At 70.7% G+C, this 22,683-nt stretch carries 19 protein-coding genes; 9 read left to right on the top strand and 10 right to left on the bottom strand.

The window, feature by feature from the left end; translation table 11 throughout:
- The 4 genes from IE273_RS34150 to IE273_RS34135 all read right to left on the bottom strand — a co-directional run.
- On the bottom strand, positions 1 to 514 hold a 514-nt coding region (locus tag IE273_RS34150), incomplete at its 3' end, for an SDR family NAD(P)-dependent oxidoreductase (protein WP_189819002.1).
- A 266-nt stretch (positions 515 to 780) separates the two neighbouring features.
- Positions 781 to 2,100 (bottom strand): epoxide hydrolase family protein, encoded by a 1,320-nt coding sequence (locus IE273_RS34145; protein WP_189819001.1) that lies wholly within the window; start codon positions 2,098 to 2,100, stop codon positions 781 to 783.
- Between the two features lie 308 nt (positions 2,101 to 2,408).
- Positions 2,409 to 3,377, bottom strand: a complete 969-nt coding sequence (locus IE273_RS34140) for an alpha/beta hydrolase (protein WP_189819000.1) — start codon at positions 3,375 to 3,377, stop codon at positions 2,409 to 2,411.
- Between the two features lie 226 nt (positions 3,378 to 3,603).
- Positions 3,604 to 3,915 (bottom strand): nuclear transport factor 2 family protein, encoded by a 312-nt coding sequence (locus IE273_RS34135; RefSeq protein WP_189818999.1) that lies wholly within the window; start codon positions 3,913 to 3,915, stop codon positions 3,604 to 3,606.
- A 349-nt stretch (positions 3,916 to 4,264) separates the two neighbouring features.
- On the opposite strand from IE273_RS34135, the gene IE273_RS34130 reads away from it, so the two are divergent.
- The gene (locus tag IE273_RS34130; protein ID WP_189818998.1) at positions 4,265 to 5,284 is read left to right on the top strand and encodes a GlxA family transcriptional regulator; all 1,020 of its coding nucleotides are present in this window, start codon (positions 4,265 to 4,267) and stop codon (positions 5,282 to 5,284) included.
- Positions 5,285 to 5,991: 707 nt separating this feature from the next.
- On the opposite strand, the gene IE273_RS34125 is transcribed toward IE273_RS34130, so the two are convergent.
- Entirely contained in the window at positions 5,992 to 7,200 is a 1,209-nt protein-coding gene (locus tag IE273_RS34125) for a serine hydrolase domain-containing protein (RefSeq protein WP_189818997.1), read from the bottom strand.
- A gap of 349 nt (positions 7,201 to 7,549) precedes the next feature.
- Between IE273_RS34125 and IE273_RS34120 the strand changes: the two genes are divergently transcribed.
- Positions 7,550 to 7,837, top strand: coding sequence for a hypothetical protein (locus IE273_RS34120; RefSeq protein ID WP_189818996.1), 288 nt, complete (start codon positions 7,550 to 7,552; stop codon positions 7,835 to 7,837).
- Positions 7,838 to 8,118: 281 nt separating this feature from the next.
- On the opposite strand, the gene IE273_RS34115 is transcribed toward IE273_RS34120, so the two are convergent.
- Positions 8,119 to 8,814, bottom strand: a complete 696-nt coding sequence (locus IE273_RS34115) for a GntR family transcriptional regulator (protein ID WP_189818995.1) — start codon at positions 8,812 to 8,814, stop codon at positions 8,119 to 8,121.
- Between the two features lie 179 nt (positions 8,815 to 8,993).
- On the opposite strand from IE273_RS34115, the gene IE273_RS34110 reads away from it, so the two are divergent.
- The 4 genes from IE273_RS34110 to IE273_RS34095 all read left to right on the top strand — a co-directional run bounded on the left by IE273_RS34110 (position 8,994) and on the right by IE273_RS34095 (position 13,331).
- Entirely contained in the window at positions 8,994 to 9,950 is a 957-nt protein-coding gene (locus IE273_RS34110; RefSeq protein ID WP_189818994.1) for a 2-dehydropantoate 2-reductase, read from the top strand.
- The gene (locus tag IE273_RS34105; RefSeq protein ID WP_189818993.1) at positions 9,938 to 11,026 is read left to right on the top strand and encodes a mandelate racemase/muconate lactonizing enzyme family protein; all 1,089 of its coding nucleotides are present in this window, start codon (positions 9,938 to 9,940) and stop codon (positions 11,024 to 11,026) included. Before IE273_RS34110 ends, IE273_RS34105 begins: the two co-directional genes overlap by 13 nt.
- Before the next feature lie 40 nt (positions 11,027 to 11,066).
- Complete coding sequence (locus tag IE273_RS34100; protein ID WP_189818992.1) at positions 11,067 to 12,422, top strand: MFS transporter; 1,356 nt, start codon at positions 11,067 to 11,069, stop codon at positions 12,420 to 12,422.
- 114 nt (positions 12,423 to 12,536) lie between these two features.
- Positions 12,537 to 13,331, top strand: a complete 795-nt coding sequence (locus IE273_RS34095; protein ID WP_189818991.1) for an SDR family NAD(P)-dependent oxidoreductase — start codon at positions 12,537 to 12,539, stop codon at positions 13,329 to 13,331.
- Positions 13,332 to 13,567: 236 nt separating this feature from the next.
- On the opposite strand, the gene IE273_RS34090 is transcribed toward IE273_RS34095, so the two are convergent.
- Genes IE273_RS34090 through IE273_RS34080 form a run of 3 tightly spaced genes read right to left on the bottom strand, consistent with a single transcriptional unit; the run spans position 13,568 to position 17,267 of the window.
- Entirely contained in the window at positions 13,568 to 14,545 is a 978-nt protein-coding gene (locus tag IE273_RS34090; protein WP_229887817.1) for a 3-hydroxyacyl-CoA dehydrogenase, read from the bottom strand.
- Positions 14,542 to 15,780 (bottom strand): iron-containing alcohol dehydrogenase, encoded by a 1,239-nt coding sequence (locus tag IE273_RS34085; protein WP_189818990.1) that lies wholly within the window; start codon positions 15,778 to 15,780, stop codon positions 14,542 to 14,544. The genes IE273_RS34090 and IE273_RS34085 overlap by 4 nt, the downstream gene beginning before the upstream one ends.
- Positions 15,777 to 17,267, bottom strand: coding sequence for an NAD-dependent succinate-semialdehyde dehydrogenase (locus tag IE273_RS34080; protein ID WP_189818989.1), 1,491 nt, complete (start codon positions 17,265 to 17,267; stop codon positions 15,777 to 15,779). Before IE273_RS34080 ends, IE273_RS34085 begins: the two co-directional genes overlap by 4 nt.
- Before the next feature lie 228 nt (positions 17,268 to 17,495).
- On the opposite strand from IE273_RS34080, the gene IE273_RS34075 reads away from it, so the two are divergent.
- Together IE273_RS34075 and IE273_RS34070 are read left to right on the top strand one after the other, a co-directional pair.
- Positions 17,496 to 18,170 carry a GntR family transcriptional regulator gene (locus tag IE273_RS34075; RefSeq protein WP_189818988.1) on the top strand — a complete coding sequence of 225 codons (675 nt, stop codon included), beginning with the start codon at positions 17,496 to 17,498 and terminating at the stop codon, positions 18,168 to 18,170.
- 129 nt (positions 18,171 to 18,299) lie between these two features.
- Complete coding sequence (locus tag IE273_RS34070; protein WP_189818987.1) at positions 18,300 to 20,015, top strand: sigma-54-dependent Fis family transcriptional regulator; 1,716 nt, start codon at positions 18,300 to 18,302, stop codon at positions 20,013 to 20,015.
- Between the two features lie 640 nt (positions 20,016 to 20,655).
- Here the strand turns inward: IE273_RS34070 and IE273_RS34065 are convergent.
- Positions 20,656 to 21,378: an SDR family NAD(P)-dependent oxidoreductase gene (locus IE273_RS34065; protein ID WP_189818986.1), complete on the bottom strand. Its 723-nt coding sequence runs from the start codon at positions 21,376 to 21,378 to the stop codon at positions 20,656 to 20,658.
- Positions 21,379 to 21,683: 305 nt separating this feature from the next.
- Here IE273_RS34065 and IE273_RS34060 point away from each other — a divergent pair, with 305 nt between their 5' ends.
- Positions 21,684 to 22,583, top strand: a complete 900-nt coding sequence (locus tag IE273_RS34060; RefSeq protein ID WP_189818985.1) for an alpha/beta hydrolase — start codon at positions 21,684 to 21,686, stop codon at positions 22,581 to 22,583.
- Positions 22,584 to 22,683: the final 100 nt, after the last annotated feature.

Genomic DNA, 22,683 nt, shown 5'->3' with positions numbered 1-22,683 from the left:
CGCGGGTGCGTAGTTCGTTGGCCCAGGTGCGGGCGAAGGAGCGGATGGCGGCTTTGGAAGCGCCGTAGACGCCGAAGGCTTCGTTGCCGACGCTGGCGGCGGTGGAGCCGGTGAGGATGACGGAGGAGTGGTCGTTGAGGAGGGGCAGTGCCTTTTGGACGGTGAAGAGGACGCCCTTGACGTTGGTGTCGAAGGTGGTGTCGAAGTGTTCTTCGGTGACCTGTTCGAGGGTGGCGAATTCGCCGCCGCCGGCGTTGGCGAAGAGGACGTCGATGTGGTCTGTGTGGTCGGTGATGGTGGTGTAGAGGCGGTCGAGGTCGGTGAGGCTGGCGCTGTCGGCCTGGATGCCGATGACGTTGCCGCCGATTTCGGCGATGGCCTTGTCGAGGGTGTCCTTGCGGCGGCCGGTGATGTAGACGTGGGCGCCTTCTTCGCGGAAGCGGCGGGCTGTGGCCAGTCCGATGCCGCTGGTGCCGCCGGTGACGACCGCTGTCTTGCCGTCGAGCTGTCCCATGGTCTTCTCCTTGCTGGGGTGGTCTGGTGGGGCCACCGTTCCGTTCAATCTTCAATCACCGTAGACCCCGAAAGATGACGTGTCAACTAGTTGGATGACGGGTCATCTACCTGCGCGGCCGGGGTGGGGGGTGGTGGGGGTGTGGTGCGGCCGGACATGCCGAAGCGGTGGCAGGTGTGACCTCGTACCTGCCACCGCTCCGTTGCCGGACCGCGCCGCCGGCGCGGCTCGTGAACACGCGCTGTGTGTTCACCGCATGCGATGTGTCACTTCACGATCCGGGCGAAGTTCCTGACCTCCTGCGTGAAGAGCAGGGGTTGTTCGAAGGCCGCGAAGTGGCCGCCGTAGGGGATCCGGTCGTTGAAGTAGGCCAGGTCGCTGTAGGCGCGCTCGGCCCAGATCCTCGGGCTGCGGACCAGTTCGTGCGGGAAGACGCTGAGGCCGACCGGCAGGTCGAGCCTGGTCAGTTCGGATGCGCCGTAGTTCTGCCAGTAGAGGCGGGCGGAGGAGGCGGCGGTGTCGGTGAGCCAGTACAGCGTGATGTTGTCCAGCATGTCGTCCGGTGACAGGACGCCCTGCGGCCGGCCGGTGTTGTCGGTCCAGTCGAGGAACTTCTCGTAGATCCAGGCGGCCTGCCCCGAGGGGGAGTCGGCGAGGGCGTAGCCGAGGGTCTGGGGGCGCGTCGACTGTTCCTGGAAGTACCCGGAGTACTGGGTGGAGAAGGTCTGGATCTGGGCCAGCGCGGTCTTCTCCGCTGCCGTGGGATCGTCCGACACGGGCGGGCTGAAGGTGTACTCGGGGAAGTTCAGCTCCACCCCGATCAGTCCCTTGGGGCGCAGCTTGCCCAGCTGGGTCGTGATGCCGCCGCCCCAGTCGCCGCCCTGGGCGAGGTAGTGGTGGTAGCCCAGGCGTTCCATGAGCGTGGCCCAGGCCGCGGCGATGCGCGGGGTGGTCCAGCCGGTGCTGGTGGGCCGGTCGGAGAAGCCGAAGCCGGGTACCGAGGGGATGACGACGTGGAAGGCGTCCTGGGCGGTGCCGCCGTAGGCCGTGGGGTCCGTCAGCGGGCCGACCGCCTTGAGGAACTCCACGAACGAGCCGGGCCAGCCGTGGGTGAGGATGAGCGGGGTGGCGTCGGCGTGCCGGGAGCGGACGTGCAGGAAGTGGATGCCCAGGCCGTCGATCATCGTGCGGTACTGGCCCAGCGCGTTGATCCGCCGCTCCAGACGGCGCCAGTCGTACCGGGTGCGCCAGTACTCCAGCAGACCGGTGAGCTTGGCGAGCTGGACGCCCTGGGAGTTGTCGGCGACCGTCTCCCGCTCCGGCAGCCGGACGTGGGCCAGCCGCTGCCGCAGATCGCGCAGATGGGCCTCGGGCACATGGAGGTTCAGCCGGGTGATCTCCTCGGTGGCCGGGGGCAGAACGAGCGGACCGGGCACGCCTGGGTCGGCTGCCGCGAAGTCCGTGCCGAGCGCGACCGGAACCGCGGTGGCCAGTCCGGCGACGGTGGCGGTGCGCAGCATCGCGCGCCGGGAGAACTGGTGCGAGTCGGGCCCCGGAACGGGAGCCGGACGGTGGGACGAGCGCATGCAAATGCTCCACTTCGAAAGGTGCGCGCTACAGGAGTCGGCGGGCGCCACGCGGGCGGCCGTCGGGAGGGGCCGTTCTCGGCGTCAAGATCCGGGAACCGGCCGGGGCGGGACACTGACGTGAGCCGGGCCCCGCGGCGGGCGTGGGGAGGGGGGCCACGCCCGCCGGCGCAGGGTGAAGGCACCCCGGAGGGTGCCGGAAGTTTCTCCTCCGGGTGTTCGCACCCGGGAGGCTCTCCTCCAGGTGTTCGCACCCGGATGTTTCCCCTCCGGGTGTTCGCACGCTGGAGCGTGATCACCCGCAGACGTCACACGGCGTACAGGGCCGCCTTGAGGCTGGCGACCGCGAGCAGGACGGCGTGCTTGGCCGCCTCGGTGTCGTGCAGCGAGTTGACCATCACGAAGTCGTGGACGATGCCGCCGAACCGGGCGTTCGTGGCCGGCACGCCCGCCTGGCGCAGCTTCGCCGCGAACGCCTCGCCCTCGTCGCGCAGCACGTCCGCCTCCGCGGTGATGATCAGCGCCGGCGGAAGACCCGCCAGGTCCTCCAGGCTCGCCCGCAGCGGAGAGACGGTGATACGCCCGCGCTCCTCCTCACTGGTGGTGTACTGGTCCCAGAACCACTTCATCCCGTCCCGGGCCAGGAAGTAGCCCTCGGCGAACTCCTCGTACGAGGCCGTGTCGAAGGCGGCGTCGGTGACCGGGTAGAACTCCACCTGCTTCACGAACCGCACACCACCGCGCTGCTTGGCCAGCAGCGTCAGCGCGATCGCCATGTTGCCGCCCACGGAGTCGCCCGCCACCGCCATCCGCGCGGCGTCCAGACCCCTGCCCGAACCCTCGGCCGTCACCCACTGGGCCACCGCCCAGCTCTGCTCCAGCGCGACGGGGTACCCCGCCTCCGGCGCGTGGTCGTACTCGGGGAACACGACCGCGGCACCGACACCGACGGCCAGGTCACGCACCAGCCGGTCATGGGTGTGGGCGTTGCCGAAGACCCAGCCGGCACCGTGCACGTAGAGGATGACCGGCAACGTCGTCCCGGCCGAACCCGCGGGGCGGACGACACGCACTTTGACGGTGCCCGTCGGACCGCCCGCCACCTCCAGCCACTCCTCCTCGACCTCCGGCTTGAAGATCTCCGCGTCCTGCACCTGGTCCACCGCCTTGCGGCCCTCCTCCGGCGGGAGCTGGTACAGGAACGGCGGCTCGGACGTGGCATCAACGAAGGCCTGCGCGGCGGGTTCCAGAGCGATGCGGCGGGGGTTGCCGGCCATGGTGGTTCTCCTTGTCGATTGCGGGACGCCACCAAGACTGGCGTGCCTTTCCGGCCGATACCCCTCGGATCAGGGCAGGAACACCACGGATCGGGACGGATGTGGGAGGTGGGGCATCCGTGCTGAGCCGGTCACACGGCTCCACGGCTGAGCCGCGCAGCGGCCCACCCCCTCGGCGTGGCCGGCCGCGCCGAGGGGGACGAACGGTGACGGTATGAGCGACATGTCACCGGGAGACGGCGGCCTCCAGGTTGTTCAGCACGCCCAGCTGGCGGCCCCGGTGCGTCCCGTTCAGGGACAGCTCCACCACCACGATGTCGCCCTGCGCATAGACGTCGTAGAGCTCGCGGTGCATGTCGGGGAACGCCGCGGCGTAGTTCACCACCGGCTCGCCGACGTCCGGGCCGCGGCAGGTGATACCGACGGACTGGTCGGTGAACGTGCCGTTCTCGGTGAAGCAGTCGATCCACCCGGCGATGTCCTGCGCTTCGGCCACCTGGTAGGCGTTCCGGATGGACTTCTCGTTGTCGGACGACATCGGATCTCCTTCGTACTGACTGTTGACCGCCGGCCTCGGTATGAGCGGGCCAAGTCTAGTCAATTTGAGTGACACATCAACTGAATCGCGAGCGGAGGAGGGGCGACCCCCGGCCATGAGAGGGCGCGACCGTGCTCGGCCTCTGGTGAGGGGGAGGTGTCGGTTCGCCGTCAGGGTGCCCGATGGGAGGGCGGGGAACGGCTGCATCCATCGGGGGGCGAGGGGCATTGCGGCCTCTGTGTCAACGGTTGTCGGGAACCCAGGATGGGTGCACTTTCGGTGTGGCGTTCGGTGAGTGGAGGGATAGGTGAGAGTTGACGTGTCACCCATTTTCTTCTTGAATCAGCGTATGGACCGGTCGAGTCTCGTCGCGGACGAACTTCCCAGGATCGCCCTGCTCGTGGTGGACGGGGTGTCGCTGCTCGACATCGCTTCCGCGATCGAACCGCTCGCGGAGCGCGGTTCCTACGACGTGGTCGTCTGCTCACCCGATGGCGAAGACGTCACCACCCGCAGCGGCCTGCCGTTCCACGTGTCGTCCAGCGCCCACGGCGCGGGCCGTGTGGACACGGCGGTCGTTCTCGGTGGCGGGCCCGCACTCGACGGCAACCCCACCGCCGCCCATGCGTCCGCTGTGCGGCACATGGCCGGACGGGCCCGTCGCCTGGCCGGTGTGGACTCGGGAACGATCGTTCTGAGCGCCGCGGGACTCCTCCGCGGGCGGAGAGTCACCGCACGTCAGGAGCATGTGTGTCTGTTGCGGAACCTCCAGCCGTCGACCGAGGTCCTGCTCGGGACACGGGTCGCCACCGATGGGAACCTCATCACGACCGCCGGTGAGGACGCTGCCAAGGTCCTGGCCGCGACGCTTGTCGCCCAGGACCAGGGCGAGGAGCATGCCCGCGCCCTGGGTGCGGTGGCCCAGGACGGCGAGCAGCACGACCCCCGGACGATGCACGCCGTAGTCAACCCGATGGTCAGGAGGCTCACGCAGCAGATCGTCGCCGACCCCACCGCCCCGTACTCGCTCGCCGACCTGGCCGCCGAGGTGGCGGTCAGCCCACGGCACCTGTCCCGTCTCTTCCGGGAGGCGCTGCACACCACCCCGGCGAAATTCGTCGAACAGGTGCGTTTCGACACGGCCCGATCGCTGCTCGACGGCGGGATGTCGGTCACGGACAGCGCCTTCATGTCGGGCTTCGGCAGCCTCGAAGCACAGCGCCGTGCCTTCGTCAGCCGGCTGGGTGTGTCACCGCGCGTCTACCAGCGCCGGGTCCGGTGCTCCCCGCCCGCGGAGGCGTCCCGCCTTCTTCCCCCGCCGTGCTCCTCGCGTGACTTGGCCGTTCCCGACATGGCCGTTCCCGGCTGACCGGGCGGAACTCGGACGCCGGCGAGGGGCGGGCGCGCGGGGCCGGCTCGCCTGCCGAGGGTGACCGGAACCCGAGGGTCGAGGAGCGCGGACGTGCGCGCCAGGACCCTGCCGGGTACGACGTGCGGGCTACGGCCCCCGCCGGGCGCACGGGACCACAGGTCCGGATACGTCCCGTCGGCCCCCGGACCCCGCCCAACTGCCCCACCGGATCCCCCGCGACCGAGCCCGGCTGACGCGCCGGCCCGCTCGGACCTACCGCACCAGCGGCCCACCGGCTCCGTGGGACCACCCCCCTCACCAGACCCACCGGCCCCGCCGGACCACCCCCCTCACCAGCCCCCGCGGACCCACCGGACCCCGCTCTCCCAGAGGGCGAACCGTGTTCCGATCACACCCCCCATGACCACTGCCGAGACGGCCGAGGAGCCGATCGCGGCGCGCTCGCGCCGTGGTTTCCTGCGGTCGGCCGCCGTCGTCGGGGCGGCTTCCGCCGTGTCGGTCGGGCTGCCCCACAACGGCGGGCCTACGCCCGTCTCGTCAGGTGACCGGCGTGCGCCGAGCACGGGGCCCCGGCCGAGGACTCGGCCGGGGCCCCGCCGGGCGGTACGGTCGCCCGCCCGGCGGGCATCACCGAGTGTCCGCCGGACGCCTGGCGGAGAACGCGGTGACCGCCTCGTCGAACGCCTCGCGGGTGTGCGGGAGCCTCAGTGGCGAACGACCTGGGGAGCGATGTCCTCGGTGAAGGCCTCACCGCCGGAGCGGGCGACCTTGCTGTTCTTGACCGGGTCGACGCCGCAGAACGCGGCCTCCAGAGTGCCGGCCAGCACGGTGTTGACGGTGCCGTTGTTTGACGTGTTCGCCATCGACGTCATGCTGCGGTTGCCGTCGGCCGTCGTGAAGGCGTACGTGTAGTAGCCCTGCACGGTGCCGGTGTGACCGTAGACCGTCACGCCGCAGGACAGTTTCCTGCCCCGGAGGCCGAGTCCGTAGGACTGGGTGCCGTCCGCGTTCACCGGGACCATGCTCATCATCTCCCGCAACTGCGGCTGCGGGACGAGCTTGCCGGAGACGAGCGCGGCGAAGAACCGGTTCAGGTCCGCCGAGTTCGAGATCACCGCGCCGGCGGACTGGGCCCATGAGACGGTCTGCTCGGTGGAGTCCACCAGCGGCAGGGTTGTGTCGTCGTCGCGGACGTAACCCCGTGCGTAGGAGCCGGTGATGGTCGTCTGCGGATGCACGTAGGAGGTGTTCTTCAGGCCGAGCGGCTGGAAGATCCGCTGCTCGTACTGCGTGGCCATCGGCACACCGGTGACGTGCTCGATCAGCTGGCCCAGTACCACGAAGTTGGTGTTCGAGTAGCTGTAGGCGGCGCCTGGCTGGTTGGTGGGCTGGTGCGCGGTCGAGAGGTCGATGAGTTCCTGGAACGTGAACACCTTGTTCCGGACCGCCTCGAAGCCCGGGACGGTGTGGTAGAACATGTCGTTCGTGTAGTCCCACAAGCCGCTGCGATGGCTCAGCAAGTGGCGCACGGTGATGCGATCGTCCGGCAGCGGCTTGGGGAGGTAGTCGTTCGCCGGCGCGTCCAGGTCGACGCGTCCCTCGGCGACGAGTTGCATCAGCACCACGGTGGTGAAGGTCTTGCTGACGCTGCCGACGCGGAACCTGCGATCGGCGTCCATCGCCGTGTCGGCCGCGGTGTCCGCCTTCCCCACGGCGATCCGGTAGCTGGAGGCCCCCGAGTCGATTCGGGTGAGCGCGCCAGGCGCCCCGTTGGCCATCGCCTGCTTCTGCACCGCGAGCACACCCGTGACCGACGGGCCGGGAAGGCTGGTGGTGGCGCCGGCGGGCGTCACGGCCACAGCAGCCATCACGACGGTACCTGCGAGCACGACGCCCGCGTTCTTGATGCGCATCCGATTCTTTCTGACGTGATCGGGTGAAGACGCTGAAAGCGATCCACGGGTCGTGGGACGGTCCCTGACAAGACACGTCACTGGTCCTCACTTTGGAGGACGGTCATGGGTTGGAGATCGCCGGCCAGAACCATAACGCACACGCTGGACACAGAGGTGAAGGCAACGGCCGGAGCAGCTCGCATGGTCCAGCGGTTCCGAGTGAACCACGCCCTGCCGACCAGGATCTGCCGGGCCGGGCCTGGCCTGCCGCGGCCGTTCCGCACATCTACCGTGTGTACAACTGGAGTTCGCATGTGCACGAGCCGGTGGCGACCGCCTGCGGCGACTCGCGTGAGATCATCCGTCCATGAGCAGCGACCTGGATGTGAGTGCTCTGGCGATCAATGTCACGATCCCGCAGCCGCTCCGCTGGACGGACACTCGACGCGGTGAAGAGTTCACGCTGACCACGCTCAACGTCCGGCTTCTCCCGGACGGTCACCTCGCCGTGAAGGCCTACGGCAGGCCAGTCGGTGGTGGCCGGGGCGCATACGTCTCGTTCCCTGTCCCCGACAGACCCGAACTGGCGGCCCTGATTTCCCAAGCCGCCAGCCGTGCCGGGGAGTTGTGGGCCACCCATCGTGGTCTCGGTTGAGCCCAGTCCGACTCGACGACGGACGGTGGCGGCCCCGGACGACTTCGCCCCTCGCGCCCCTCCACGGCCGGGACCTCGCGCCCCTCCACAGCCGGGCGGACACGGTTCCGGCCTCTCCTCCGCCGATCGGCAACCGTGGCGCTGCGTCAGCGAGTTCGCCGACGCAGCGCTGGGCCCATTGCCGGGTGGGTTGGTCCCGCCGTCCGCCCGGCGAGCATCTTCGCCGCCCGGATGACGAATTCCCACCCGTCGAGGCCGTGTGCGCGGACGCGCGCCGGTGCTCAGCGGGAGGCGGTCCGGCCACGTGCCGGGCGGGGCGCCGGGGGCTGTGGGCGGTGGCGCACCCGACTGGAACGCAGATGGGTGGCCATCGCCTCGGCCGCCTTCTCAGGGTTGCGCTGCACGAGAGCGTCCAGGATGTGCTCGTGCTCGGCGACGGTGGCGTCGACGGATCCGGGCGCGCTGTTCAGCCGCAGCATGTGCAGATGGGCGTGGAGGCGGTTCACCGCGTCCGCGAGCAGCGGCCGACCCGCGGTCCGGGCCAGCAGATCGTGGAACTCCTGGTCGAGCGAGGCGAACCGGCGGTAGTCCGAGTACCTCTCGCCCAGGTCGGGCTGGCGGCGCATCTCCTCGACGATGGAGCGCAGTCGGCGCAGTTCCTCGTCGCTCGCGTTCTCCGCGGCCAGTGAAGCGGCCCGGGGTTCGAGCAGCAGCCGCATCTCGAACAGGTCGAGCAGGGCCTCGGGGTCGAGCAGGTCGGTGGCGCGATAGCCGGCGTTGGCCCGCTTGACCACGAGTCGCTCCGATTCGAGCCGGGCGAGGGCCTCGCGTACCGGGGTCGCCGACACGTCGAGCTGACGGGCCAGTCCCTCGATGCTCAGGCGGGCGCCGGGGGCGATCTCGTGGTCCATGATCATCGCCTTGACGCTTTCGTACGCGCGATCGGTCAGCGCATCCTGTCGAGTCCCGTCCGTCATGGCATGAATCATAGAGAATCCCTGCTCATAGGGGTCCGCGCACGAGCCCGTTCTCGGTCGATGCTCACCCTGTCCGTCGATCTCCCGTGCCGCAGTCCCCTCAGCCATTGCCACAGCTAAATTCCTATAGCATCCTTCCCTCTGTCGCCGTTTCCTATAGGAAAGTGGGGCGGGAGAGGATGCTGAGCACCCCGGGGACCGACCCCGTCGCCGTGGTCGGTCCGGGAGCCGTCGGCCTTGCGCTCGCGGCCCGGCTGGCCGAGCGCGGGCACCCGGTGACGCTGTGCGGACGGCCCGGCACGGTGCCACTGTCCGCGGTGACGTCGAGCGATGAGCACGGGATGCGGACCGTCGACGTGGAGTGGCACAGCGAACCAGCCCGCGTGCACCCCTTCCGCTGGGTGCTGGTGGCGACCAAGCTGCATCAGCGGAACGCGGCACGCGCCTGGCTGGAGCGGCTGGTCGACAGCCACAGCCTGGTCATCGTGGCGCAGAACGGCATCGAGCACCGGGAGCTGGTGCCGCCCCACGTCACACCCCGCCACGTCGTGCCCGCCCTGGTCCACTTCAATGCCGAACGGCACGGCAGGGACCGCGTGGAGGTGCGACAGGACGGCCCGGGCCTGGTCATCGGTGACGACGCGCCGGGGCGCCGCGCCCGCCCGCTCCTCGACCGGACCGGGCTGGGCGTGTGCCAGGTCTCGGACTTCACCACCGCCGCCTGGCGCAAGCTCATGGTCAACGCCGTCGCCAACCCCCTCACGACGCTCACCTGCCGCCGGGTCGAGGTCTTCGGCGACCCGGCCGTCCGGGACCTGGCGGCCACGATGCTCGCGGAAGTCGCCGCGGTGGGCCGGGCGGAGGGCGCCCGGCTTCCGGCCGCGGCCGTCGACGACGTCCTCGCCTGGATCGACGCCCGGCCGGCCGGCGCCGGCTCGTCGATGCTCGCCGACCGCCTCGCCGGCCGCCGCCTTGAGTACGACGGGCTGCTCGGCGCGGTCGTCCGCAGGGCACACCGGCACGGGCTCGCCGTGCCGGTGTGCACGGCGGTGCTGGCGCTCATCGCCGCTCTCGACGCCGCGCCGGCAGCGACACACGACACCTTCGAGAACCAGGAGCAGCAGTGGCACGAGTGATCAAGGCGGAGGCCTACCTCGCGGACATCGAGGTGGAGACGGTGCGCACGGACGCCACACAGACGTTCCTCAAGCAGGAGACCCTCTTCGTCGAGGTCACGACGGACGACGGCCTGACCGGCACCGGATATTCGTACACGATCGGCACCGGTGGCCGGGCCGTCCTTGCGATGCTGCGCGACCACCTGCTGCCCTCGCTCGTCGGTCACGACTCCCGTGAGATCGAGAGCGCCTGGCGGACCATGTACGACAGCACCCGGGCCACGATGGTCGGCGCGATCACCGCGCTGGGCCTGGCCGCCGCTGACCTGGCGCTGTGGGATCTGCGCTGCCTGCGGGCGGGGGAGCCGCTGTGGCGTGTCGCCGGCGGACACCGTTCGGCCGTGCCGGTGTACGACACCGAGCACGGCTGGCTCCATCTCGGCGAGGACGAGTTGGTCGCGGGGGCGCTGGAGGCGCGTGAGAAGGGCTTCCGCGGAGTGAAGGTGAAGATCGGCAAGCCGTCCCCCGCGGAGGACGCGGCGCGCATCCGGGCCGTCCGGGAAGCGGTCGGCCCCGGCATGGACCTCATGGTCGACGCCAATCAGGCATTCACCCCCGCCGAGGCGGTACGGCGCGCTGCCCTCCTGGAACCCTACGACGTCGGCTGGTTCGAGGAGCCGCTGCCCGCCGACGACGTGGCGGGGCACGCACGGCTGGCCGCCGCGACGACCGTCCCCGTGGCGGTCGGGGAGTCCGTGTACTCCTTGGGGCACTTCCGCGAGTACCTCCAGCGCGGCGCCGCCGGCATCGTGCAGCCCGATGTCGCGCGGATCGGCGGCGTCACCCCCTGGCTGAAGGTCGCGCATCTCGCCGAGGCGTTCGGGGTCGAGGTCTGCCCGCACTTCCTGATGGAGATCCACGTCAGCCTCGCCGCCGCCGTGTCCAACGCCCGCTACGTCGAGTACATCCCCCAACTCCGCGCCGTGACCCGCGGTCAACTCCGCATCGTCGACGGTTTCGCGCACGCACCACAGGAGCCGGGGCTCGGCATCGCCTGGGACCGCGACGCCATCGACGACCGGCGCGTGGCCTGAGCCGCCGCCCGCCGCCCCTTCCCGCAACAGGAGGACGACGATGTCCACCCTCTCAACGGCGCAGCCCGCCGCCGCCACCGCGCACCGCCGCAGGGTCCTGCTGGCCTCCCTCGTCGGCTCGGCGCTCGAATGGTACGACTTCTACCTCTACGGCACGGCGGCGGCCCTTGTCTTCAACAAGATCATTTTTCCGTCGTCCGACCCCACGGCCTCGCTCCTCGTCTCCTTCGGGACCCTCGCCGTCGGCTACTTCGTCCGGCCGCTCGGCGGTCTCCTCTTCGGTCGCCTCGGCGACCTCTTCGGCCGCAAACGCGTCCTGGTCATCACCCTCGTGGTGATGGGCGCCTCCACCGTCGGCATGGCCCTGGTCCCGACGTACGGGCAGGTGGGCGTCCTCGCCCCCGTCCTGCTGGTCCTCCTGCGTGCCGTCCAGGGGCTCGGGGCCGGAGCCGAATACGGCGGGGCGGCCATCCTGGCGGCCGAATTCTCGCAGCCGCGACGACGCGGACTGTTCGGTGCGGCGCCCAGCGTCGGCGTCTACGTCGGCATCCTCCTCGCCTCCGGCGCCTTCGCACTGGTGACCCAGCTGCCGGAGGACCAGTTCCTGGCCTGGGGCTGGCGAGTCCCCTTCGCGGCCAGCGTGCTGGTCATCGCCGTGGCCCTGGTGATCCGACTGCGGCTGGCCGAGAGCCCGGCGTTCGAAGCAGCCCAGGAACGCTCGGAGACCGCCGGGGTGTCCCCCGTACGCGAGGTCGTGCGCACCGAATGGAAGGCCGGCCTGGTCGTCTTCGGCCTGCAAACCGCACAGAACGTCGTCGCCTACCTGAACCTGACGTTCCTGGCCGCCTACCTCACCGACACACTGGAACTCTCCAGTTCGACCGGCCCCGTCGCCGTCACCGTCGGCACCGCCGTGACAGCCCTCACCCTCCCCCTGTTCGCCCATCTCACCGACCGCGTCGGCCGCAGGCCGATCGCCCTGGCCGGCACCGTCTTCTCCGGCGCGTTCGTCTTCCCGTACTTCTGGATCATCGACCACGCGCACACCTCGCTCACCGTCACCCTTGCCGTCGTGGTGAGCATGGGCATCGGCGTGGGCTGCATGTTCGCCCCGCAGGCCGCCTACTACAGCGAGCTGTTCACCGCACGGTCCCGTTTCACCGGCCTCGCCCTGTACCGCGAGGTCGCCGGCGCCGTCACCGGCGGACTGACTCCGCTCATCGCCGTCGCCCTCGTCGCCGCGACGGGGGGCCGCTCCTGGAGCGTCGCGTTGTTCGTCGTCGCCTCCTGCGCCATCGGCGGTCTCGCGGTGGGCCTCGGCCCCGAGACCCGCGGCCGTGACCTCACCGCCACCACGGTCGACGCGCTCCGGGACTCGACCGGCACCTACCGCTGACCCCATGCCACCGAACGCACCCCGCGGCGCGGACAGCCCCCCGACGGAACAACCCCAGTATCCACGCAGCCAGTTCACGAACCCTGGAACCCGGTCGCAGCGAAGGACGGAACGATGCCCCGCACCACCGACCACCACCGCACCCCCCGCGCCGAGTACGAGGGTCTCGTCGCCGTAGTCACCGGCGGCGCCTCCGGCATCGGTCTGGCCACCGCCCGCGAACTGCACGCGCGAGGCGCGGAAGTCGCCGTACTCGACCTGGCCGCGACCGACGAGCCCTTCCTGCACGTCCACTGCGACGTCACCGACGACCAAGCCGTCCGTACGGCCGTCGACACGGTGACGAACGAACTCGGTGACATCCACGTACTCGTCAACAACGCGGGGATCGGAGCGCAGGGCACGGTCGAGGACAACACCCCCGACGAGTGGCACCGCGTGCTCGACGTCAACGTCATCGGCATCGCCCGCGTCACGACGGCCGCCCTGCCCGCGCTGCGCAAGGCCGCCGCAGGGGGCGCCGGGCATGCCGCGATCGTCAACATGTGCTCGATCGCAGCCACCGCCGGGCTGCCCCGGCGGGCCTTGTACTCGGCGAGCAAGGGCGCCGTTCTGGCCCTGACCCGTGCCATGGCGGCCGACCATCTGTGCGAGGGCATCCGGGTGTGCTGCGTGAACCCCGGCACGGTGGACACGCCCTGGGTGGGCCGGCTCCTCTCAGCCGCGGACGACGCCGACGCCGAGCGCGCCGCCCTCGCGGCCCGCCAGCCGAGCGGACGACTGGTCAGCGCCGAGGAAGTCGCCGCCGCCGTCGCCTACTTGGCCGGCCCCCGCTCGGGCGCCACCACGGGCACGGACCTCGCGGTCGACGGCGGGATGCAGGCACTGAGGCTGCCACCGCGGCCATGAGAGCAGCGACCGCCCGCGCCTCTGGTGGCAGGACGGGGAGGGCCGGGGCGCGTGCCGTGCGCCCCGTCGGGCCAGGCGCCGAAGGACGCCCCGGCGACCCGGTCGCGACCCGCGGTGGTGTCCTTCCCGTCACCTGTGTCGTGCGCGCGTGCTCCACTCGACCGGGCGTTCAGCGGGGGCGGCCCGAGGCGCGTCGCCCCCGCCCACGGCCGCGGTGTCCGGGACCCGAGCGGGATTCAGGACGTGTCACGTATGTCCTCCCACAGGGGTGTCAGCCGCATGAGCTGCTCGTCTCGCCAGCGAACCCGCTCCTGCCACCGGTCGAGCGGCAGGAGGCCGCGACGCTGGCGCACCGCGCTCGACACGAGGTCCGGCGTCCACGGGTCGTGCTGACCACGCTCGGCGCCCATGCGCGCATAGGCGGGTCCCATCGTCTCCGCGTGTGACGCGAGACCGCCGCGGGTGTTGAGGTCGACCGTCTCGAACGGCCCGATGAGGCTCCACCGGCGTCCGAGACCGCTGCGGACGACCTCGTCGATCTCGTCGACGGTCGCGACCCCGTCCCGGACCAGGCAGTAGGCCTCACGCAGCACGGCACCCTGAAGCCGGTTGAACACGAACCCCTCCGGTTCGTGACGGACCGTCACCGGGCGTAGCCCCGCGCCGGTGTAGAGGGTACGGGCGCGCTCCACGGCCCAGGCAGCGGTGCCGGGGGAGGGGACGACCTCGATCACCGGCAGGAGGTACGGCGGATTGCCGGGGTGGCCGACCAGGATGCGCTCCCGCAGCCCGTCGGGCAGGCCGGCAGCGAGGAGGCTGGGACGTATCGCCGAGCTGGAACTGGCGAACACCGCCCGGTCGGGCGCGCTGTGGGCCGCGCGCCGGATCACCTCCTGCTTGACGTCCAACCGCTCCGGTGCGCATTCCTGCACCAGCGCCACCCCCGCGACCGCCTCCGCCAGGTCGTGGGTGAACGCGACCCGCTCCCGCACGGCGACCGGGTCCTCGACGAGACCGTGCACGGACAACCGGCCGAGGCGGTCGGAGAGTTCCTCGTGGGCGCGTGCCAGAGCGTCCGGGAACGGATCCCACACCTGGACCGGGTGTCCGGCCCGTGCGAGGACGAGGGCGAAGGCGACTCCGATGGAGCCGGCGCCGGCGACGGCGAGCGGCTCCCTCGGGCCGGGTGCCGGGGGCACGGCTGGACCCGTCACACCGACCACCAACCACGGTCGTCGTCGTGACCCCGCCGCAGGATCTCGACGACGGCCTCGTGGGTGAGCTCGCGCGGGTTGTTCGCCGTCAGACGGGTCGCGAGCATCGCCTGGTCGGCCACGTAGGAGAAGTCCTCCGGGTCCAGCCCGAGCGTCTTCAGGTCGGTCGGGCAGCCGACGGTCTCCAGCAGTGCCTCGACGCGCAGGATGCCGGCCTTCGCCTGGTCCAAGGGGGCCGACTCCGGGTCCGCGACACCGAGCAGCGTCCCGATCTCCGCGAACTCCGCGACCCGGGACGGCAGGTTGAAGCGCATCACGTACGGCAGGAGCGCCCCGACGCCGAACCCGTGCGGGGTGTGGGTCAGCGCCCCGATCGGGGACTGGATGGCGTGCGCCGCGGCGGTACCGGCGGTGTTGATGGCCATGCCCGCGTTGTACGCGGCCAGCATGGTCGCGGAGCGTGCCGCGATGTCGGAGGGGTCGGCGACCACGTCCTCCAGGGACGAGTTCAGCAGGGTCAGGCCGCTGCGGCAGAAGATGTCGGTCAGCGGGTTCTTGCCCACGTAGAGGTGACGGGCCAGGAAGTCCGGCGTCACCTCCTTGACGCGGTCGGTGAACGTCTCGACCAGGTGGGTCAGCGCGTCGGCGGCCGTGGCCGCGGTGAGCGCCGGCGGGCAGGAGAGGGTGAGCTCGGGGTCGATGACGGCGGCGTACGCCTCCAGGTGGGGGCTGGCGACGCCGACCTTCATGCCCTTCTCCCGGTCGAAGACGACCGAGACGCAGGTGACCTCGGCGCCGGTACCGGCGGTGGTGGGCACGGTGATGACCGGCAGCCCGGGACCCGGGACGAGGAACTCGCCGTAGTAGTCCCGGACGTCGCCGCCGTGTGCGAGGACGACGGCGGACACCTTCGCCAGGTCGAGGCACGAGCCGCCCCCGACCGCCAGCAGGGCGTCCACGCCGGTGTCGCCGTACCGGCCGACGACGGTGACCACGTTCTCGCGTGGCAGGTCCGGTTCGGCCCCGGAGAACACCGAGACCGTGATCCCCTGTGCCTCGATGGCCGTCATCATGTCCGTGAACTCGGTCGCCTGTGCCATGCGGGCGTCCGTGACGACGAGGACGTGCCGTCCGATCTCGGCCAGGAGCCGGGGCAGGTGGCGCCGCTCACCGGGACCGAAGAGAACGGTCCTGGGCTGGCGCAGGACGCCGAGGGAGGCGATGCGGGACGTCACAGGCCCGCCTCCGTCTCGTTCACGGTGATGGCCAGGTACTTGGGCTCCAGGAACTCGTAGATCGCCTCGTGTCCGCCTTCGCGGCCGAGCCCGGAGGCCTTGATGCCGCCGAACGCCGCCGCGGGGTCGGCCATGATCCCGCGGTTGACGCCGACCATGCCGAAGTCGAGGCGCTCGCTCACGGCGACCGCGCGGTCCAGGTTGCGGGTGAACACGTACGCGGCGAGGCCGTAGGAGGTGTCGTTGGCGACCTGCACCGCCTCGGCGACCGAATCGACGGTGTAGATGGTCGCGATGGGGGCGAACAGCTCCCGGTGGCAGAGGTCGTCGTCGGCCTGTGTCACCGAGAAGACGGTCGGCTCGAAGAAGAATCCGTCGCCCGGCACCTCCTTGCCCCCGGTCAGCAGGGTCGCCCCGATGTCCAGGAAGCCGTTGACGAGTTCCTTGACGGTCTCGCGCTGCCGGGCCGAGATGATCGGGCCGACCTCCGCGGCCGGGTCGAACCCGTCGCCGACCTTCAGCTTCTCGGTCAACGCGACGAACTTGGCCGTGAACTCCTGTGCCACGCGGCTGTCGACGATGATCCGGTTGGCCGCCACGCAGGCCTGACCGGCATTGCGGAACTTGCACACGATCGCCTGCTCGGCCGCCAGGTCGAGGTCGGCGTCGTCGAGCACGATGAAGGGACCGTCGCCGCCGAGTTCCATCGAGGCGTTGGTGATGTGCGCAGCCGCCTGGCTCAGCAGGGTGCTGCCCACACCGGTCGAGCCGGTGAAGCTCACCTTGCGCAGGCGGCGGTCCGCCATGAGCGCTGCCGACACCTGGGACGAGGCCGTCGTGTGGACGAGGTTGACCACGCCCGCGGGGAAGCCGGCGTCGTGCAGTGCCTGCACGAACAAGGCGCAGGTCAGCGGAGTCTCCTTCGCGGACTTCACCACGACCGTGCATCCGGCGGCGAGTGCGGCACCGGCCTTGCGGGCGATCATCAGCAGCGGGAAGTTCCAGGGAGTGATCAAAAGACACGGGCCGACCGGCTGGTGGGTGGTGACGACGCGGTAGGCGCCCCGGGAGCCGTGCGCGTAGGTGCCGTGGAGGTGGGCGACCTGCTCGGCGTACCAGAGGAAGAAGTCGGCCGAGAGCTGGAACTCGCCCCGGGCCTCGCTCAACGGCTTGCCGCTCTCCAGCGTCATGGTCTCGACGATGTCGTCGGCACGCTCCAGGAGCAGTCGGTGCGCGCGGTGGAACAGGTCGGCGCGCTCGCGCGGCAGCACGTGACGCCAGGCGTCCTGAGCGGCGACGGCCGCGTCCAGCCCGGCGAGTGCCTGTGCGACGGTGCCGTCAGCGACCTCGGCGATCGTCCCGGAGGTCGCTGGGTTGAGGACCGGGAACGTCTCGGCGGCGTGTGTCCACGTGCCGTCGATGTACAGATCGACGGGGATCTGTCGTCCGCGGACCTGCGCTGTGACGGGCGCGATCGGTGTCGGCATGGAAGGCGTCCTCCTCTGTGGGCGGGAACGGATGCGGCCGGCCGGCTCGGGCGGAGCCGCCGCGGGTGCCGCACCGCGCGAACGCGCGGTGACGTATGACTGTCATCTCGTATTACGCTACGGTGCGCGGCGCCGGATCCGGCCCGGTGCATCGATTTGAGACAGTGGCCCCACGGACCCGGGAGCTGCCGGGCCCGGCGGGCGACCAGCGGAGGTTGAGAGATCCTCATGAGCACTACGAGGCTGATCCGGCATGCGGCACCGCTGCGGCAGCAGATCACACGTCTGCTCCGTGAGGACATCCTCAGCGGGGCCTTCCAGCCCGGCGACGCCCTGCGTGAAAGCAGCCTGTGCGAGGCCTACGGAGTCTCGCGCACCGTGGTCAGGGAAGCGCTGCGTCAACTGGAGACCGAGCGGCTGGTGACGGTGGTCGCCCACCACGGTCCTGTCGTGACCGTGCTGACGCCCCAGGACATCGAGAAGATCTACGAGGTGCGGCGCGCCCTTGAGGGACTGGTGGGCGAACTCTTCGCGTTGCACGCCTCGGAGCAGGTGAGAACCGGGCTGCGGGAGCTCCTGACCGAGATGGAGACGACCTATCTCAGGGGCACCGTCAAGACGCGCGAGGAGGCCAACGAGCGGTTCTACGGACTCCTGCTCGAAGGCGCCGGCAATCCGGTCCTCGCCGAGGAGGTCGCCCGTATCCACGCGCGGGTCCAGATCTTCCGTCGCTACGCCTTCGTGGACGACGAGCGGGCGCGGATCTCCTTCGGGGAGTTCCGGCGCATCGTCGAAGCCGCGGCCGTCGCCTGCGACGCCGCCGCGGCGCGAGCCGCCTGCGAGCACCATGTCAGCGGTGCGGCGGCGCTGGCCGTCGACGAGTACCGCCGCCGTCTGTCCTGAGGTGGCGAGCCGCCGGCGCGGTCGGGAACCGTCCCTTCAGCTGTCTGCTCGTATGACGAGATGACGCGGAGGGGTGGCATACCGGCCATATCGCCTTATGCTGCGGCTCTGCACGAGAAAGGGAAGGGCATGTCGACTGCGCCAGTCCACGCGTTCAAAGACGAATGGTTGACGGGGAGCACCGACGGCACAGGCGTCGCGCCCGAGCTGCTGAGGTCCTGGGAGCGTTCCCGGGAGGCGCTCGGTGCGCCGTCCAATGTCCGCGAGGTCCCGTACGTACCGGAAGACGATCTCGATCAGCATCTCCTGGATCTGTTCCAGGCGCCGATGTCGCGCTTCTCCGCGGACCTGTCGGGAACGGGTGTCGGCCTGCTGCTGGCGGACGCCCGCGGTCGTATTCTCGGGCGCTGGGCCGCGGACCGTGACGCGTCACGTCACTTCGAGACGGTGGGAACCGACCGCGGAGCCGTCCTGGACGAGTCGCTCGTGGGCACCAACGGCGTCGGCACGGTCCTGGCGACCGGGCAGAGCGTGCAGATCACGGGTGCGGAGCACTACGCGGACATATACAGCGACGCCCTTTGCACCGGAACGCCGATCAGGCACCCGCTGAGCCAGAAGATCGTCGCCGTGGTGACGTTGTCGAGTGGGCTCATCGAGGGCCGGTCGCTGCTGCGGCCCATGGTCAAGACGGTCGCCGACCAGTTGCAGCAGCACCTCCTCGATGCGGCCTCACCCAAGGCCCGAGCCGTCTTCCAGGCGTTCCTGGACGCCTCGAAGGCGAAGGACGGCGCGATGGTCGGGTTCGGTCCGCAGGGACTGATCATGCAGAACCAGGGCGCTGCCCGCCTGTCCAGCGCGGACGTCACGGCCCTCGGAGAGCTGGCGCAGCGGCGATCCGGAGGCCGGTTCGTCATCGAACTCTCCGGCGGCCTCACCGAGGTCCGGGTGGCACCGGTCGAGGCGGGCGCGGGAGCGATCGTCTCCCTCCACGGGGGCAGGACCCCGGCCACCACCGCGTCGGGCCCGGTCCGGACGCAGCTGGTCGGACGCTCGCCGGACTGGATGGCGGCCCGGCACGCGGTCGCACGGAGGCGGGAGGCGGCACGGCCGGTGGTGATCGCGGGCGAGGCCGGCGTCGGGAAGACCTCACTCGCGCTGGGTCTGCCGTTCCGGCCCGGGGAGCCCGGACCGGGCGCCCACATCGTGATCGACACGGTGGAGCGGAGCCTGATCGGCGGGAAGCGATGGCTTCGCGGCATCGCGGAACGGCTGCAAGGCGGAGCACCCGTGATCGTCAAGGGGATCGACGCCCTCGACCCCGCCGCGAGACTCGCGCTGGCCGGATTGCTGGAAAGGAGCGTTCCCAAGGGCCCGGTGCTGCTCACCGCCACGCTTCGCTCGGCCGCGGAGGCCGAGGAGACGGCGGTGGGCCTCGGGGCGACCCACGTGTGGGTCCCTCCGCTGCGGGAGCGTACCGCCGACCTGCTCGCGTTGTGGCGTCACTTCACGGACCGGGCCATGCCGGGCGTCGGTCTGGAGCCACGTTCGGAGACCCTGGACCTGCTCACCGGGTACGCGTGGCCCCGCAACCTCAAGGAGCTGCGGAACGTCGTGGAAGGGCTGGCACTCGCGGGGAAGCGCGGGTACGTCCTCCCCGGTGACCTGCCGGAGCGGATCCAGGGCGCCCGTACGCTGACCATGATCGAGCGTGCCGAACTCGACGCGATCTCACGGGCGTTGCGGGAAGCCGAGGGAAACCGCTCCCGCGCCGCGCAGATGCTGGGCCTCTCCCGAGCGACGATCTACCGCAAGATGAAGGCCTACAAGCTCACCGACTCGTGACGGGCGTCGCCGAAGCGCCCGCCGCGCGCAGCCGTCACGAGGGAACGGTGCCGGAGCGTGGTCCGGAAGCGGGGTCACCGAAGCACGCGCCTGCCCCGGCCCGGTCGTCAGCCGACCGTGAGCGACGCCCGTCCGCGTCGACACGGTGCCGGTCCGCGCGTACCGCGAGCATCGCGGTGGCATCGGGGCGCTGTTCCTGACGCGACCCGGCCGGCTCCCCCCGTTCGTCGGACTGGAACGACCCGTTTCGGCGGCGCGCAGCAGTCCGGTCCTTAGCGTGGTGGCCCCGGTCAGCACGTCGCGGACGAGGCCGGGGCGAGGGACCTCGCGGAAGGTGCGCGCCACGAAGAAGTCGCGCACGCCCAGCGGAGGGAAGACGCCTTCGCCGTGCACCCGCTACCCGCCGAAGGCGGTTCGACCCGGCGTCGGGACCATCCCGGCTGGGGCACGGACGAGTCCGTCCTGGCCATCGTCCCGCATCCCGGCCGGAGCGGACGGTCAGGGAGATGGCGTCGAAGCCGGGACCGCGGAGCCCGGTCACGACGAGTCGCTCGGCCGCGGCTGTTCGGCCTGGCTCGCCGCGGGACGGTACCGGGACGGGCCGGGCCGGTGCCCGGGGCGTTGGCGGGCCGCGGGCCCGTTACTGGGCGAGGTAGCCGCCGTCGATGACGAGTTCGGACCCGGTCACGAAGCTGGCCTCGTCGGAGACGAGGAAGACGACTCCGGCGGCGATCTCCTCGGGTCGTCCGGCGCGGCCCATCGGAGTCCGGGAGATGACGTACTCGTTCACCTCCGGGGCCTGTGCCTCTGTCAGCGGGGTCCGGATGAAACCCGGGTGGACCGAGTTCACGCGGACGCGTTCCCTGGCGTAGCTCACGGCGGCGCTCTTCGACATGTTGCGCACCGCACCCTTGGTCGCGTGGTAGGCGTGCGCACCGGCGACAGCGGCGCTGCCCCAGATCGAGGAGACGTTGACGATGCTGCCGCCGCCCTGGGCGATCATCTGTGGGATCACCTCGCGCATGCCGAGCCAGGTGCCTGTCTGGTTGACCGAGACGACCCGGTTCCACTCCTCGGTGGTGAGGTCGTGGACGGCTTCGTAGGCGATGACGCCGGCGTTGTTGACGAGGAAGTCGACGTGCCCGTGGCGGTCGACGACCTCGGCGACCACACGCCGCCAGTCGGCTTCGCCGGCCACGTCGAGGGCCGCGTAGGTGACCCCGGCGCCGAAGGAGTCGTCGGCGGCGGCGCGGCTGGTCGCGATGACGGTGGCGCCCTCGGCTGCCATGGCGACGACGATCGCACGGCCGATGCCTCGTGAGGCGCCGGTGACGATGCCGACCTTGCCCTGGAGTCGGTTCATGGATGCTCCCTTGATCTGGTCGGTGGTCGGACTGGAGGAGGGGATCGCGTCGGCCGGCGGCGAGGCGTCGTGCTTCGGCGTCAGAGTGATCGCCCGGATGAGGGGAACGGACCCCGCGATGGCCTCGGGAGAAGGCTGTCGCGCGGAGGACCGCGTGACGCGAGTCACCGTGAGACGGCGGTGCCTCATTTTGCGACAGCGTTCACCTTCGCCGCCCGGGGGTGGCGATGCTCGGCCTGCCGGGCCGGTGGTGTTCCGGCCCGAGGAACAGCCGATCGCATCAACAATGACGTTGAGGAGCACGCATGCCCCTTCCCCGTCCCTCAGATCCCCTCGGGGAGATCTACGCCGCGTGGAGCGTGGAGTTCGAGGCCAACCCGCAGATGTCGCTCCAACTGATGCGGTGGGTCTTCGAGGACTGGCAGCGAGCGACCACGGAGCCCGAAGGGGTCACCTATGCCACGACCACGATGGGTGGTGTACCGGGCGTTCTCGTGACCCCGCTCGACGCGGATCCCTCCCAGGTGATGGTGGTCATGCACGGCGGGGGGTTCGCCCTCGGATCCTCCGCCAGCCACCGCAAGCTCGCCGGGCACCTGGCCAAGGCCTGCGGAACGCATGCGTTCGTCCTCGACTTCCGGCCGGCACCCGAGTTCCCGTTCCCGGCGCAGATCGAGGACGGCCTCGCCGTCTACCAGGCCCTCCTGGACCGGGGCGTCGAGGCCGACGACGTGTGCTTCGTCGGCGACAGCGCCGGCGGGAACCTCGCGGTCGCGATGACGCTCACACTGCGCCGCGACGGACGCCCGCTGCCCGGACGTGTGCTGACGATGTCCCCGTGGCTGAACATGGAGAACAGCGGTGCCACGATCGAGACCAACAACGACACCGACTTCCTGATCACTCGCGAGGGCCTCGCCGGGAACATCGCCCGGTACCTCTCCGGGGGCGCTGACCCGACGGACCCGTACGTCAACCCGCTCTACGCCACCTACGAGGGGTTCCCGCGGCTCTACGTCTGCGCGGCCGACACCGAATCCCTCTTCGAGGACTCCGAGCGCCTGGTCGCCCTGGCCGAGAAGGCCGGCGTCGACGTGACGTTCTCCGTGGGCAAGGGCATGCAGCACGTCTTCCCCCTCCAGGCCGGGCGGCTGGCGCGCGCCGACGAGGAGATCGCCTCCATGGCCGCCTGGTACCGGTCGTGAACAAGGCCCGCCGGCGCTCCGGCGGGACGTCTGACGGCGCCCCGTCGCCTTCCCCGCGCCGCGCGCCCTTCGGGGCCCCATCCGTCATCACCCGGTGAAA

It is taken from the genome of Streptomyces olivaceoviridis (assembly GCF_014650115.1).
Lineage (GTDB): Bacteria > Actinomycetota > Actinomycetes > Streptomycetales > Streptomycetaceae > Streptomyces > Streptomyces olivaceoviridis.
Note: the sequence above shows the minus strand (reverse complement) of the source record. Positions and strands in the feature narration are given on the sequence as shown.

Excerpts from the sequence above, each read along its gene's own strand:
- IE273_RS34145 (WP_189819001.1), bottom strand. The coding sequence starts at position 2,100 with ATGCGCTCGTCCCACCGTCCGGCTCCCGTTCCGGGGCCCGACTCGCAC.
- IE273_RS34140 (WP_189819000.1), bottom strand. The coding sequence starts at position 3,377 with ATGGCCGGCAACCCCCGCCGCATCGCTCTGGAACCCGCCGCGCAGGCC.
- IE273_RS34135 (WP_189818999.1), bottom strand. The coding sequence starts at position 3,915 with ATGTCGTCCGACAACGAGAAGTCCATCCGGAACGCCTACCAGGTGGCC.
- IE273_RS34130 (WP_189818998.1), top strand. The coding sequence starts at position 4,265 with ATGGACCGGTCGAGTCTCGTCGCGGACGAACTTCCCAGGATCGCCCTG.
- IE273_RS34125 (WP_189818997.1), bottom strand. The coding sequence starts at position 7,200 with ATGCGCATCAAGAACGCGGGCGTCGTGCTCGCAGGTACCGTCGTGATG.
- IE273_RS34120 (WP_189818996.1), top strand. The coding sequence starts at position 7,550 with ATGAGCAGCGACCTGGATGTGAGTGCTCTGGCGATCAATGTCACGATC.
- IE273_RS34115 (WP_189818995.1), bottom strand. The coding sequence starts at position 8,814 with ATGACGGACGGGACTCGACAGGATGCGCTGACCGATCGCGCGTACGAA.
- IE273_RS34110 (WP_189818994.1), top strand. The coding sequence starts at position 8,994 with ATGCTGAGCACCCCGGGGACCGACCCCGTCGCCGTGGTCGGTCCGGGA.
- IE273_RS34100 (WP_189818992.1), top strand. The coding sequence starts at position 11,067 with ATGTCCACCCTCTCAACGGCGCAGCCCGCCGCCGCCACCGCGCACCGC.
- IE273_RS34095 (WP_189818991.1), top strand. The coding sequence starts at position 12,537 with ATGCCCCGCACCACCGACCACCACCGCACCCCCCGCGCCGAGTACGAG.
- IE273_RS34080 (WP_189818989.1), bottom strand. The coding sequence starts at position 17,267 with ATGCCGACACCGATCGCGCCCGTCACAGCGCAGGTCCGCGGACGACAG.
- IE273_RS34075 (WP_189818988.1), top strand. The coding sequence starts at position 17,496 with ATGAGCACTACGAGGCTGATCCGGCATGCGGCACCGCTGCGGCAGCAG.
- IE273_RS34070 (WP_189818987.1), top strand. The coding sequence starts at position 18,300 with ATGTCGACTGCGCCAGTCCACGCGTTCAAAGACGAATGGTTGACGGGG.
- IE273_RS34065 (WP_189818986.1), bottom strand. The coding sequence starts at position 21,378 with ATGAACCGACTCCAGGGCAAGGTCGGCATCGTCACCGGCGCCTCACGA.
- IE273_RS34060 (WP_189818985.1), top strand. The coding sequence starts at position 21,684 with ATGCCCCTTCCCCGTCCCTCAGATCCCCTCGGGGAGATCTACGCCGCG.